We start from the raw sequence: 12,890 nt of genomic DNA, 5'->3' as shown, positions 1-12,890 counted from the left end.
GCCATCCTTTGCACGTGCTCCTGATCGAAGACGACCCGCTGGTCGCCCACGGCATCGTGTCGGGCCTGCGCCTGCACGGCTTCACCGTGGACCATGTGGACACAGCCGCCCGGGCCGAGGCCGCCATCGCCGCCGCGGAATTCGACGTCGCCATCCTCGACCTGGGTCTGCCCGACCGGGACGGGCTGGAACTGCTGGTGCGCTGGCGCGGCCGCGGCCTGCACCTGCCCGTCCTGGTGCTGACCGCGCGCGACGCCGTCGCGCACCGCGTGAGCGGCCTGCGGTCCGGCGCCGACGACTACCTGCTCAAGCCCTTCGACCTCGACGAACTCGTGGCCCGGCTGCATGCATTGCTGCGGCGCGCCGCCGGCCGCAGCACGGACCGGATCGTGCACGGCGCGCTGGAGTTCGAGCCCGCCACCGGCGAGCTGCGGGTGGCCGGCCGGGCGGTGGAGCTGTCGCGGCGCGAGCGCGCGCTGCTGACGGCGCTGCTGCAGCACCCGCGGCAGGTGCTGACGCCCGAGCAGTTGCGCGACCGGGTCTATGGCTTCGAGCAGGACGTCGAGAGCAACGCCGTCAACGTGCACGTGCACCACCTGCGGCGCAAGCTCGGTGCCGACGCGATCGAGACGGTGCGCGGCGTCGGCTTCCGGCTCGGGAGGGCGGCATGAACAGCCTGCGCGCCCGCCTGCTGGTGATCATCGGCGGCTCGCTGCTCGTGCTGTGGGGACTGGTGGCGGCGTGGATGCTGGCCGGCCTGCGCACCGAAGTGCGAACGGCCCTGGACGAGCGGCTGGCCGCCTCGGCGCGGATGGTGGCCGGGCTGGCGACGCAGTTCGCGGCGCCGGGGCTGGGGACGCGGGGACCGCCGGCCGCCCTGATGGACGTGGTGGCGCGCGACGGCTTGGCGTGCGAGGTGAGCCTGCTGCGCGGCGAGCTGTCCGTGCAGAAGGTCGCGCGCATCGGCGCCAGTCCGCCGATGGAAGACGCGGCGCCCGGCTACAGCACCCGCTTCTATGGCGGCAAGCCGTGGCGCACCTACGTGCTGCAGCAAGGCGCCATCCGGGTCGCGACCGCGGACCGGATCGACCTGCGCGAGGCCCTGCTGCGTGACGTCGCGCTGACGGTCGCCGTGCCGTTCGGCGTGGCGCTCGCCGGCAGCCTGCTGATGCTGTGGATCGGCATCGGGCGCGGGCTGGCGCCGCTGGAGAAGATGCGCGGCCTGCTGGCGGCCCGCAAACCCGACGACGACGCCCCGCTGCCGCCGGCCCGGGTGCCACGGGAGTTGAAGCCGCTGGTGGACACCATCGCCCACCTGCTGGAGCGCGTGCGCAATGCGATGGCGCGCGAGCGGCGCTTCACCGACGACGCCGCGCACGAGCTGCGCACGCCGCTGACGGGCGTCAAGACGCACCTGCAGGTGCTGCGGCTGGCGCTGCGCGACGAGGGGCACCCCGAGGTGCGCGATGCGCTGGACCACGCGGATGCCGGCGTGCATCGGATGCAGCGGACCATCGAGCAGTTGCTGCTGCTGGCGCGGCTGGAGGGCGAGGCGCCGGCGGCGGGCAGCGAGCGGTGCGATGCCGCACAGGCCGCGGCGGAAGCCGCGCGGGTGTCGCAGCAGGTGCGCCCGGACGCGGCCCGGGTCGTCGTCACCGCGCCCGAGGCGCCGGCCGCCGCCGCCATCCCGGAGCCCCTGCTCGTGTCGGCGCTGAGGAACCTGCTGGACAACGCCTTGCAGGCCGCGCCGCCGGGCTCGGCGGTGACGCTGGCGATCGGCGCCGAGGCCGGGCAGGTGCGCTTCGCCGTCCTCGACGAAGGCCCGGGGATGTCGGCCGCCGAGTGCGCGCTGGCGACCCGGCGCTTCTGGCGCGCCGCCGGCAGCGGGCCGGGCAGCGGACTCGGCCTGTCGATCGCCGGCACGATTGCGCAGCGGTACGGTGGCGCATTGCGCCTGGCGCCCCGGACGCCGCGCGGCCTGGCGGCGGAACTCGTGCTGCCGCTGGCCGCCGTCGAACCCGCCTGATGCGCTTGGCCGGTCACTCGACCGGCAGGCCGAGTTCCCTCCAGGCCTGCCAGCTGCCCGGCACGTTGCTCGCGTCGAAGCCGCGCGCCTGCAGCAGGCTGGCCGCGATCGAGGCGCGGTAGCCGCTGTCGCAGTACACCGCCACCGGCCTGGTGCGATCGAGCGTCGGCAGCTGCTGCGCCAGCTCGCCCAGGAACAGGTGGCGCGCGCCGGGCACGTGGCCCTTCTTCCATTCCTGGGGACTGCGCACGTCGAGCACGGCGTAGTCCTCAAGCCTGTCGGCCAGCGTCCGGACGTGCAACTGGGCCAGCGGCTGCAGTGCCAGGCCGGCGTCCTGCCAGGCGGTCATCCCGCCGGCCAGGTAGCCGCCGACGCGCTCGAATCCGGTGCGGGCCAGGTGCGCCAGCACGGTCTCGAGCTGCTCGTCCGACTCGAGCACCAGCAACAGGGGACGCTCCGGATCGAGCATCCAGCCCGCCTGGATCGACAGGTGGCCGGCCGCGCCGATGTTCCACGCGCCCGGGATGTGGCCGCCGCCGAAGGCCAGCATGTGCCTCGTGTCGAGCAACTGGTGCTCGTTCTTGTCGAGCAGGGCCTTGAAGTCCGCGGGCGGCAGGGCCGGCGCCCGCGTGCCGGCGTGCGCCGGCGGAGCCTGGGTGTTCCGGTCCTTCAGCCGCGGGTAGTAGCGCGGCTTGGGGGGCAGGTCGTCGAGCGCGGCGCGCAGGAACGCGTCCACGTCGCGATGCTGCAGCAGCGCGTTGTGCTTGCGCTCGTAGCCGATGGTGGTCGACACCTTGTCGCCGATCGCCGCGCCGCAGGGCGAGCCGTGCACGTGGGTGGGGTACACGGCCACGCCGTCGGCCAGCGACAGGAAGAACTGCGTGAGGGTCCGGAACTGTGCGCGGGTGAGCGCATCGGCCCGTTCGGGGCCCAGCAGGTCGGTCCGGCCGGCGGCGTCCACGAGCAGGGAGCCGCCGGACAGCACGGCGAACGGGGCGTCCTTCTCCGCGGCCTTGGCGAGCAGCAGCGCGATGTGCTCGGGCGTGTGGCCCGGCGTGTGCCTGACCGTCAGGCCGATGCCGCCGAGTTCCAGCTCGTCGCCGTCGTGGACGAGGCGGTGCGGGAACCCGTAGGCGGGCGCGTCGTGGCCGCTGAGGCACAGCGGTGCGCCCGTGGCCTGTGCCAGCGCGTGGGCGCCGCTGGCGAAGTCCTCGTGGACGTGGGTCTGGATGACGTAGCGGATCGCCAGGCCGTGCCGGCGGGCCGCCTGCAGGTAGCGCTCGATGTCCAGCTGCGGATCCACGACGGCGGCCACGCGCGCCGCGTCGTCGCCGACGAGGTAGCTCGCATCGCCCATCGATGCGGTCAACGACTGTTCGAACACGAGCGACATCCGACCGGCTCCTTTCCACGTTGCGGGGGGGCGAACGAGCATAGTGGGTGCGGATGCGCGCGTGTGGCTCTGCCGCGCGGCGCCGCAGGGCGGACTTGAAAACAATCTATCGATAGATATAATGTTTGAAAGTAGATTGAAAGGAAGGGCAGAGATGACTTCGCGCAGCCGCATTCAGGCGTTCTTCGACACGCCGACCTGGACCGTGTCGTATGTGGTGTGGGACGCCGACACCCGGGCCGCCGCCGTGATCGACCCCGTGCTCGACTACGACTTCAAGGCGGGCCGCACCGACAGCAAGGCGGCCGACCGCATCCTGGCCTACCTGCGGGAGCACGGGCTGGCGGTGGAGTGGATCCTCGAGACGCACGCGCACGCCGACCACCTCTCGGGCGCCCGGTACCTGCACGAGCGGGTGGGGGGCAAGGTGGCGATCGGCGAGAACATCCGCGAGGTGCAGGCGATCTTCAAGAAGATCTACAACCTGGAGCGCACGTTCCTGCCCGACGGCAGCCAGTTCGACCACCTGTTCAAGGACGGCGAGACCTTCATGATCGGCGGCCTGCAAGCCAAGGCCATGCTCGTGCCGGGGCACACCCCCGCCGACCTGGCGTACCTGATCGAGGAAGCCGTCTTCGTCGGCGACACGCTGTTCATGCCGGACGTGGGCACGGCGCGGGCCGACTTTCCGGGCGGCGACGCCCACACGCTGTACCGGTCGATCCGCCGCCTGCTGGAGCTGCCGGCGCAGACCCGCGTCTTCGTCTGCCACGACTACCCGCCCCAGGGCCGGGATGCGCCGCAGTGGGAGACGACCGTGGCCGAACAGCGGGCCAGGAACATCCACGTGCGCGACGGCATCACCGAAGAGGGCTTCGTCGCGATGCGCAAGGCGCGCGACGCCACCCTCGAGGTGCCCACGCTGCTGCTGCCCTCGATCCAGGTCAACGTGCGGGCGGGGCAGCTGCCGCCGGTGGACGAGAACGGGGTGGCCTACCTGCGCATCCCGATCAACGCGTTGCCCAGGCCCGCGGCCTGAGCGCTCGACATTCCCGAAGGAAGAGACACACCGCATGGATCGCCAACCACCCATCCAGGCCCAGCTCGTCGGCGACGGGCTGTACGTCACCGGCCAGCTCATGCCGGCCGCCGTGGCGGCTGCCGCCCAGGCGGGATTTCGCGCGCTGATCAACAACCGGCCCGACCTCGAAGGCGGGCCCGACCAGCCCACCAGCGAGCAGATCGAAGCCGCGGCGCGGGCCGCGGGCCTCGACTACCGGTTCGTGCCGGTGCGCCCCTCCGGGCATTCGGAGGAGGACGCCCGCCGGATGGCGGACGCCGTGAGCCAGTTGCCCAAACCCGTGCTGGCCTTCTGCCGCACCGGCCGCCGGTCCGCGGCGCTGTACCGCATGGGCCAGGACCTGAAGGGCGCCGGGCACGGCGCATGACGCGCCGGCCTGCCGGCGGGACCCCGCCCGCCAACGCGCGATGAAGTTCGGCATCCGGCACAACCTCTCGCAGTTCCTGCAGCAACTGCTGCAGGTGCTGCTGGTCGGCATGACGATCGGGATGATGCGCAACGTCGTTCCGGCGCTGGCGGAGTCGGAGTACGGCGTCCCGCGCGGCTCCTTCATGCTGCTCGTCGCGTTCGTTGTGGCCTTCGGCTTCGTCAAGGGCGCGATGAACTTCGTGGCGGGCCGGCTGGCCGAGCGGATCGGACGCCGGCCCGTGCTGCTGCTGGGATGGCTGGTCGCGCTGCCGATCCCGCCGCTGGTCTACTTCGCGCCGAGCTGGTCGTGGATGGTGGTCGCGACCGTGCTGCTCGGCGTCAACCAGGGCCTGACGTGGTCGATGACGCAGACCGCCAAGCTCGACTTCACGCGGGCAGACCAGCGGGGCCTGGTCATCGGCCTGAACGAATTCGCCGGCTACGTCGGCGTCGCCCTGGCCGGGGTCGCCACCGGCTACCTGGCGTCGGCACTCGGGCCGCGGGCAGGACTGCTGTGGTTCGGCGCGACCGTGATCGGACTGGCGACCGTGCTGGCGTGGGCCGCGATCGCGGAGACCTTGCCGTGGGCGCGCGACGACATGCGCCGGGCGGCGGTGCCGAACGCTGCCGCCAAGCCGCCGCCGGCCCGCGCCGTGGGCGCGAATCCCTCGACCGCCGAAGTCTTCGCGCTGATGACATGGCGCGACCGCCGCCTGGCAGCCATCAGCCAGGCGGGACTGGTGGAGAAATTCGTCGACGCGCTGGTGTGGGCCTTCTGGCCCGTCTACCTGCACCAGCGCGGCGTCGGCCTGCCCGGCATCGGCTGGATCGTCGGGGTCTACGGGTTCACCTGGGGCCTGGCCCAGCTGGTCACCGGCAAGCTGTCCGACCGGGTGGGCCGCCACCTGATGAACACCTGGGGCATGGGAATCTGTGGCGCCGGCGTGGCGCTCATGCCGCTCGGCCAGGGCTCGCTATGGTGGAGTGTCTCGGCGGCGATCTCGGGCCTGGGCATGGCCATGCTGTACCCCAACCTCAGTGCGGCCGTCGCCGACATCGCGCCTCCCGCCTGGCGCGCCTCGGCCATCGGCATCTACCGCTTCTGGCGCGACCTGGGCTACGGCATCGGCGCCCTCGGGCTCGGAGCCGCAGCGGCGCTGGGTGGGCGCATCGAGAGCGGCTTCTGGTTCGTGGCGGTGGCGATGGCGCTGTCGGGTGCGGTCCTGTTCGTCTGGGGCGAGGAGACGAATCCGGGCTTGCACCCGGCCCACTGACGCGCGGCCGGGGGCCGTGGCCGGCGCAGGCGCCGTGTCACCGTTCAGGGCAAGGGCACGCCGGTTCAGGGCGTGGATTCGCGCTCCTGACGCGGCGCCCGGGCCACGCTGGCCCGCCGCTGCGCCACCGCATCGTCCCGGTTGGGCGGCTTCGCATGCGGATCGGTCACGTCCCACGAGCCGAACACCTCGCGCAGGCTGCGCGTCTCCGGCAGCACGTAGATCACGGCCCCGGTCTTCTGCACGGTGGGACTCAAGGTGCGCTCGTAGAAATCCACCGGCAGGTTGACGCAGCCAAACGAGATCCGGTTGTCCGCCTCGGTCGGCGAGCTCAGGCGCTCCAGGCGCTGCTCCGCCGCCACCGTCGGGCGCACGCGATGCATCGACACAGCGGCGTCGTAGTCGATCCAGACGATGTCCTCGCCATGGGTGTTGTGCCCGGGTTCGGCGACGAAGCGGCCGGCCGGGGTGGTCTTCTCTTCCTGCCGCACCTCCGACAGCGGCTTGTCGCCGATGCCGGGGGCGGAGTCGTCGCCGATCGCCGCGCCCAGCAGCGCGGGCGTGTCCGCCTGCAGCTTGCCGGCGGGATCGAACACGTAGACCCGGGCTGCCTTCTTGTCCAGGATGACGACGGACTTGCCCTCGTTGTCGCCCGTGGCGAAGGCCCAGTTCGCGATCTCCCGCACATCCTTGGACGCGGTGACCCCCTGCAGGTCCGGCAACGGGCCCTGCGTGGCGAACCGCGCTCCCTGGCCTGGCGCGGCGGCGGGCGACACGGCAGGGCGCGCGGGCGGTGGCTCCTGCCGGGCCCGGACCCAGAGCGCGACCAGGATGGCCGCCAGCGCGAGCAGCGCGCCGGCAAGGAGAAGGCGGGGCAGGCCCCGTCGGCCGGGGGCGGATGGCGTCGGCATCGTGATGGCTTGGAGTCCGCGAAGCGAACACCCTAAGAAACGGCCGCGCCGTGCGGACGTCGACGGTGGAGCTGGATCCCGTAGGACGGCGCCAGGATCTCCGGCGGGCGATGTCTGCGCCCGCCGTCGTCGATCCTCCGGTCAGGTGTTGCGGGCTCGGGTCAGGGCACCGTCTCGATCCGACGCCGTGCCGTCCGGACCGCGCGCGGGCATGCTCAGAACTTGTAGCCGAGCCGCACCACGTAGTCGACCGGATTGAGTGTCAGGCGGCCGGTGGTGGTGGTGCCCGAGCCCACGAAGGTGGCATCGGTGCGCAGCGGGATGTACGACACCGAGCCGTTCACCGACCAGCGCTCGTTGATGTTGTAGATCAGGCCCGCGTTGTACACCGGTGCCCACGACGAACTCAGGGACGCCGAGTCCCGCGCCAGGCTCGCCACGATCGGGTCCGATTTGTTGGCCGTCACGTTGGAGAAGCTGGCATGAGTGACGCCCAGCCCGAGGTAGGGGCGCACGCGGTCGCCCGGATTGCGGAACAGGTACTTGCCCACCAGCGCCGGCGTGAGCTCGCGCGCGGTCGCCGCGCCCGGACGCGGGCCGGACCGCAACTGCACGTCCACGGTGAACTTCGGCGGCACGCCCAGGCTCAGCTCCGCGGCCCAGTGGTCCGTGAACATGTGCAGAACGCTGAACGTGATCGTGTCGACCCGGTCGATGCTCGCCGTGGCGCCCGCGGTGGCGGCATTGAACACCGGCGCCGCCGGGCCCACCGAGGTCAGGGGACCGAGCGACTCGCGGGGGGCGATGGCCGCGAAGCCCAGGCCCAGGATCGTGTCGCCGGCCTTTTGCGCCATCGCGCCCGTGGATGCCAGCAGCATCGCCACGGCCAGCGACGAACCGGGGAGGGAAAACCTGTCGACCATCGCAACCTCCGATCCGCCTCCATGGCGGTGCTGGGGCCAATCTAGGAGCGACGCGTTGCCGGCGCCTTGCGCGGGGTCAAGTGGGGTGCAAATGCGACGGGAGCTGCGCTGCGGCTGAGCACGCTGGCGGACTGGCGGCGACGCGACCGGACCAGGGCGTGCTCACGGCCGCAGCGCATCGAGCCGGAGCGAACCTCGCCCCGGCGCTCTTCAGTGCCTCAGGTGCTGCCGCGTTCCACCAGCTCGAAGCCGAGGTCGATGCAGCGGCGCGGCACCGCTTCGCCGCGCATCAACTGCAGCAGCATGGTGGCCGCCTGCCTGCCCATCTCCGAACGCGGGGTGCGGATGGTGGTGAGCGGCGGGATCATCTGGTCGCTGCCGGTGAGGTCGTTGAACCCCGCGACCGCCACCCGCTCCGGGATCCGGATCCCGAGCCGCAGCGCCGCCAGCAGCGCGCCCTGCGCCAGGTCGTCGTTGCAGAAGAAGATCGCATCCACGGGCGGTGTCTGGCCCATGATCTGCTCGAACATGACGCCGCCCAGCGCGATGGAGGAGGGATGGGGATTGAGCCATTCGAGCACGGGCGAATGCAGTCCGGCCTCGCGCATCGCGACGCGCCAGCCCTCCAGGCGCTGCATCGTGCGCGGATCCAGCTGCGCGGCGGCGAAGGCGATGCGCCGGCGCCCTCGCTGCAGCAAGTGGCGCGTCATCGCGCGGCCGGCGTCCGCCTGCGACAACCCCACGCTGTGCACTCCGGGTTGGTCGGACGTCTCCATCAGGTACACGCAGGGCACGCGACTGCCCTCCACCAGGCGGCGGCTCGCCTCGCTGCGGTCGAAGCCCGTGACCAGCAGGCCGGCGGGGCGCTGCAGCAGGTGGCTGCGCAGGAGGTGTTCTTCCTCGACCGGGTCGTAGTGCGTCACGCCGATCAGGGTCTGGTAGCCGGCATCGCCGAGCGTCTCCTGCGCCGCTTCGAGCAGGTCGACGAACAGGGCGTTGGACAGGGCCGGCACCAGCAGGGGGACCTGGTTGCCGTGGCGCGAGGCCAGGGCGCGGGCGGCCGGGTCCGGCACGTAGCCGAGCCTGGCCGCGGCGGCCTGCACGCGGGCCACCAGTTCGGGATCCACCGCGCGCTCGCCGCGCAGGGCCCGCGAGACGGTGATCGGGCTCACCTCGGCGGCACGGGCGACGTCCGCCAGGGTGACTCGGCCGGTGGCGCGCGGCCGGGCAGGCTTCGAATGCATCTAAGTGGAAACCCGGATACGGTGGGGTGGGGTGCCAGCTAGGATAGCGCTATCCGATTGCACTGGCAAGGCAGTCCGGCCACCACGGGCCGTGTCCCGTGGGCCGAATCGACACCGTTCTTGCCACGTGCAGTTTTTCAGCCTTTCTTGGATAGCGCTATCCCTTGAGCCATCGTCTCGTCATCATGGGCGTCGCCGGCTGCGGCAAGTCCACCGTGGGTGCGGCGATCGCCGCCGCCCAGGGGCTGCCGCTGGTCGAGGGCGATGACTTCCACAGCCCGGAGAGCCGCCAGAAGATGGCGCGCGGCACCGCGCTGACCGACGCCGACCGGGCGCAGTGGCTCGAAGTGCTGGGGTCGCAGCTCGCGGCCCACGGCCAGGGCGTCGTGCTCACCTGTTCGGCGCTCAAGCGCGCCTACCGCGACCGCCTGCGCCAGGCCGCGCCCGGCCTGCGCTTCGTCTTTCTCGACATCGACCGCGATTCGGCGCGGCAACGCGTGGCCGGCCGCGGTTCGCACTTTTTCTCGGCGAGCCTGGTGGACAGCCAGTTCGCGACCCTGGAATCGCCGGTGGGCGAGCCCGGCGTGCTGCGCGTCGACGCGCTCGCGCCGCCCGAGGGCCTGCTGCGCCAGGTCGCCGACTGGCTGCAAGACAAGGAGACCCCGTGAACCCTCCCGCCGCCCCGGGGCGCTTGCAGCGCCTGAGCAACTTCCTGATGGCCGGCTGCCTCGGCGTGATGGCGGTCGCCGTCTTCGTGAACGTGGTGCTGCGCTACGGCTTCGGCAGCGGCATCGCCGCGAGCGAGGAGTTGTCGCGCCTGCTGTTCGTCTGGATGGTGTTCATCGGGGCCACCGCCGCCTATCCGGCCGGCGAGCACATGGCCTTCACCTCGCTGGTGGGCCTGCTGCAGAAGCGCCCGGCCGCGATGATGGCGATGACCGTGCTGATCCGCCTGGCGGTGCTGCTCGGCTGCGGCCTGCTCGCCTGGGGCGCCTGGCAGCAGGTGGTGGTGGGCATGGGCAGCCGCTCCGTGGTGCTGGGCTACCCGGCCGCGCTGCTTCCGCTGCCGGCGCTGCTGTGCGCGGTCGCCATCGGCGTGATGGCGGTGATCGAACTGGTCAAGCGCGAGCCGCTCGACCTGGGCCACGCGGCGGAAGTGGAGTGATGGCATGAGCACCGCACGGCCGCCCGAAGGGGCTCCCATCGCAATGCGAAGCATGGAGGTGGTCCTGTGACCCCCGAAGCACTCGCCTTCATCGTCTTTTCCGCCGGCATGCTGGTGCTCATGGGCATCGGCATGAACATGGCGCTGGCCCTGGTGCTCACCGGCGCCGGCATGGCCTGGGTGCTCGGCTTCTGGGACACGCAGCTGCTGGCCCAGAACCTGGTCGCCGGCATCGACAGCTTCCCGTTGCTGGCCGTGCCGTTCTTCATCCTGGCCGGCGAGCTGATGAATTCCGGCGGCATCAGCAAGCGCATCATCGACATGGCGCAGGCCTGGGTCGGCCACATCCGCGGCGGCCTCGGCTTCGTGGCCATCGGCGCGGCGGTGCTGATGGCCAGCATGAGCGGATCGGCGCTGGCCGACACGGCGGCGCTGGCCACCATCCTGCTGCCGATGATGAAGCGCCAGGGCTATCCCATGGCCACCTCCGCCGGGCTGCTGGCCTCGGGCGGCATCATCGCGCCCATCATCCCGCCGTCGATGCCGTTCGTGATCTACGGCGTCACCACCAACACCTCGATCTCGGCGCTGTTCCTCTCGGGCATCGTGCCCGGCCTGATCATGGGCGTGGGCCTGATCGTGGCCTGGAAGCTGGTGCTGCGCAAGATCGAGCTGCCGGCCGGCGAGCCGCTGCCGATGAAGGAGCGCCTGCGCGCCACGGCCAAGGCCTTCTGGGCCATGCTGATGCCCCTGATCATCATCGGCGGCATGAAGACCGGCATCTTCACGCCCACCGAAGCGGCCGTGGTGGCGGCGTTCTACGCGCTGGCCGTGGCGCTGTTCATCCACCGCGAGATGCGCATCGCCGAGATCGGCCCGGTGCTGGTGCGCGCGGCCAAGACGACCGCGATCGTGATGTTCCTGTGCGCCGGCGCCCAGGTGGCCAGCTACATGATCACGCTGGCGGACCTGCCCACCGTGCTGACCGGCTGGCTCGGCCCGCTGGTCGACAGCCCGCGCCTGCTGATGGCGGTGATGATGATCGTGCTGGTGCTGATCGGCACCGCGCTGGACCTGACGCCCACCATCCTGATCTTCGCCCCGGTGATGCTGCCGATCGCCACCAAGGCCGGCATCGACCCCGTGTACTTCGGCCTGATGTTCGTGCTGAACGGCGCCATCGGCCTGATCACGCCGCCGGTGGGCACCGTGCTGAACGTCGTGGCCGGCGTCGGCCGGCTGTCGCTGCACCAGGTGATCAAGGGGGTGAACCCCTTCCTGGTGACCTACGTCCTGATCCTCGCGCTGTTCACCGCCTTCCCGCAGCTGGTCACCATGCCGGTCGCGTGGATGCGCTGATGCGGCATTTCCCTTCCCCCACCCTCGCAATGGAGACAAGCATGACCATCCTTCGTCGCACCGTGCTCGCGGCGGCCGCCGCCGCCTCGCTGCTCGCGCCCCTCGCCGGCTTCGCCGCCGACATCAAGCCGCGCCTGATCCGCTTCGGCTACGGCCTGAACGAGAACAGCAACCAGGGCCGCGCCGCCAAGATGTTCGCCGCCCAGGTGGAGAAGGCCTCGCAGGGCAAGATGAAGGTGCGCGCCATCGGCGCCGCCGCGCTCGGCCCGGACGTGCAGATGCAGCAGGCCCTGATCGGCGGCGCGCAGGAGATGATGGTGGGCTCCACCGCCACCCTGGTGGGCATCACCAAGGAAATGGCGCTGTGGGACACGCCGTTCCTGTTCAACAACACCAAGGAAGCCGACGCCGTCCTGGACGGCCCGATCGGCCAGAAGGTGATGGACAAGCTGCAGGACAAGGGCCTGGTCGGCCTGGCCTACTGGGAGAACGGCTTCCGCAACCTGACCAACAGCAAGCGTCCGGTGCAGAAGATGGAAGACCTGGACGGCATCAAGCTGCGCGTGATGCAGAACAACGTCTACCTGGACAGCTTCAAGACCCTGGGCGCCAACGCCGTGCCGCTGCCGTTCTCGGAGCTGTTCAGCGCGCTGGAGACCAAGACGGTCGACGGCCAGGAGAACCCCTACAACACCATCCTGTCGTCCAAGTTCTACGAGGTGCAGAAGTACCTGAGCGTCACCAACCACGTCTACAGCCCGTGGATCGTGCTGGTGTCCAAGAAGTGGTGGGACGGCCTGTCCAAGGACGAGCAGAAGGTGCTGCTGGACGCCGCCAAGGCCAGCCGCGACTTCGAGCGCAAGGACACCCGTGAGGAAGGCGCCAAGGCGCTGGCCGACCTGAAGGCCAAGGGCATGCAGATCAACGAGCTGCCCGCGACCGAGTCCGCCCGCATGCGCGACAAGCTGACCAAGGTGAACGCCACCATCGCGGCCGACGTCGGCATGGACCTGTGGAACGAGACCCAGGCCGAGCTGAAGAAGATCCGCGGCGGCAAGTAGCCCGCGCGCGTCCCTGCCAGCCGGTGCGCGCCTCGCGGCGGGCAT

The 12,890-nt window shown here is 71.2% G+C and carries 13 protein-coding genes; 9 read left to right on the top strand and 4 right to left on the bottom strand.

The features are described 5' to 3' along the window. Window positions 1-8: 8 nt before the first annotated feature. Window positions 9-671: a response regulator gene (locus AC3ANR_RS12810; RefSeq protein ID WP_488288492.1), complete on the top strand. Its 663-nt coding sequence runs from the start codon at window positions 9-11 to the stop codon at window positions 669-671. Beyond that, window positions 668-2,026 (top strand): ATP-binding protein, encoded by a 1,359-nt coding sequence (locus AC3ANR_RS12805; protein ID WP_488288491.1) that lies wholly within the window; start codon window positions 668-670, stop codon window positions 2,024-2,026. The genes AC3ANR_RS12810 and AC3ANR_RS12805 overlap by 4 nt, the downstream gene beginning before the upstream one ends. Before the next feature lie 13 nt (window positions 2,027-2,039). Here AC3ANR_RS12805 and AC3ANR_RS12800 read toward each other — a convergent pair whose 3' ends face one another. Next, window positions 2,040-3,419, bottom strand: coding sequence for an MBL fold metallo-hydrolase (locus tag AC3ANR_RS12800; protein WP_488288490.1), 1,380 nt, complete (start codon window positions 3,417-3,419; stop codon window positions 2,040-2,042). A gap of 154 nt (window positions 3,420-3,573) precedes the next feature. On the opposite strand from AC3ANR_RS12800, the gene AC3ANR_RS12795 reads away from it, so the two are divergent. The 3 genes from AC3ANR_RS12795 to AC3ANR_RS12785 are packed head-to-tail and all read left to right on the top strand — an operon-like array spanning window position 3,574 to window position 6,182. After that, complete coding sequence (locus AC3ANR_RS12795; RefSeq protein ID WP_488288489.1) at window positions 3,574-4,458, top strand: MBL fold metallo-hydrolase; 885 nt, start codon at window positions 3,574-3,576, stop codon at window positions 4,456-4,458. Window positions 4,459-4,492: 34 nt separating this feature from the next. Then, window positions 4,493-4,867 carry a protein tyrosine phosphatase family protein gene (locus AC3ANR_RS12790; RefSeq protein ID WP_488288488.1) on the top strand — a complete coding sequence of 125 codons (375 nt, stop codon included), beginning with the start codon at window positions 4,493-4,495 and terminating at the stop codon, window positions 4,865-4,867. A gap of 40 nt (window positions 4,868-4,907) precedes the next feature. Next, window positions 4,908-6,182, top strand: coding sequence for an MFS transporter (locus AC3ANR_RS12785; RefSeq protein WP_488288487.1), 1,275 nt, complete (start codon window positions 4,908-4,910; stop codon window positions 6,180-6,182). A 65-nt stretch (window positions 6,183-6,247) separates the two neighbouring features. On the opposite strand, the gene AC3ANR_RS12780 is transcribed toward AC3ANR_RS12785, so the two are convergent. The 3 genes from AC3ANR_RS12780 to gntR form a co-directional block, all read right to left on the bottom strand. Beyond that, window positions 6,248-7,093, bottom strand: a complete 846-nt coding sequence (locus tag AC3ANR_RS12780) for a hypothetical protein (RefSeq protein ID WP_488288486.1) — start codon at window positions 7,091-7,093, stop codon at window positions 6,248-6,250. 215 nt (window positions 7,094-7,308) lie between these two features. Beyond that, window positions 7,309-8,016 (bottom strand): OmpW/AlkL family protein, encoded by a 708-nt coding sequence (locus AC3ANR_RS12775; RefSeq protein ID WP_488288485.1) that lies wholly within the window; start codon window positions 8,014-8,016, stop codon window positions 7,309-7,311. A gap of 218 nt (window positions 8,017-8,234) precedes the next feature. Next, window positions 8,235-9,260: an HTH-type transcriptional regulator GntR gene (gene gntR, locus AC3ANR_RS12770; protein WP_488288484.1), complete on the bottom strand. Its 1,026-nt coding sequence runs from the start codon at window positions 9,258-9,260 to the stop codon at window positions 8,235-8,237. Between the two features lie 185 nt (window positions 9,261-9,445). Here gntR and AC3ANR_RS12765 point away from each other — a divergent pair, with 185 nt between their 5' ends. The 4 genes from AC3ANR_RS12765 to AC3ANR_RS12750 all read left to right on the top strand — a co-directional run bounded on the left by AC3ANR_RS12765 (window position 9,446) and on the right by AC3ANR_RS12750 (window position 12,845). Next, the gene (locus AC3ANR_RS12765; protein WP_488291805.1) at window positions 9,446-9,928 is read left to right on the top strand and encodes a gluconokinase; all 483 of its coding nucleotides are present in this window, start codon (window positions 9,446-9,448) and stop codon (window positions 9,926-9,928) included. A 47-nt stretch (window positions 9,929-9,975) separates the two neighbouring features. Beyond that, window positions 9,976-10,425 carry a TRAP transporter small permease subunit gene (locus tag AC3ANR_RS12760; RefSeq protein WP_488291804.1) on the top strand — a complete coding sequence of 150 codons (450 nt, stop codon included), beginning with the start codon at window positions 9,976-9,978 and terminating at the stop codon, window positions 10,423-10,425. Between the two features lie 108 nt (window positions 10,426-10,533). Continuing rightward, window positions 10,534-11,784, top strand: coding sequence for a TRAP transporter large permease (locus tag AC3ANR_RS12755; protein WP_488291803.1), 1,251 nt, complete (start codon window positions 10,534-10,536; stop codon window positions 11,782-11,784). Window positions 11,785-11,825: 41 nt separating this feature from the next. Further along, complete coding sequence (locus AC3ANR_RS12750; protein WP_488288483.1) at window positions 11,826-12,845, top strand: TRAP transporter substrate-binding protein; 1,020 nt, start codon at window positions 11,826-11,828, stop codon at window positions 12,843-12,845. Window positions 12,846-12,890: the final 45 nt, after the last annotated feature.

Source organism: Ramlibacter sp. JJN2-2R (assembly GCF_057747835.1).
This window is presented reverse-complemented; position numbering and strand designations above follow the sequence as displayed.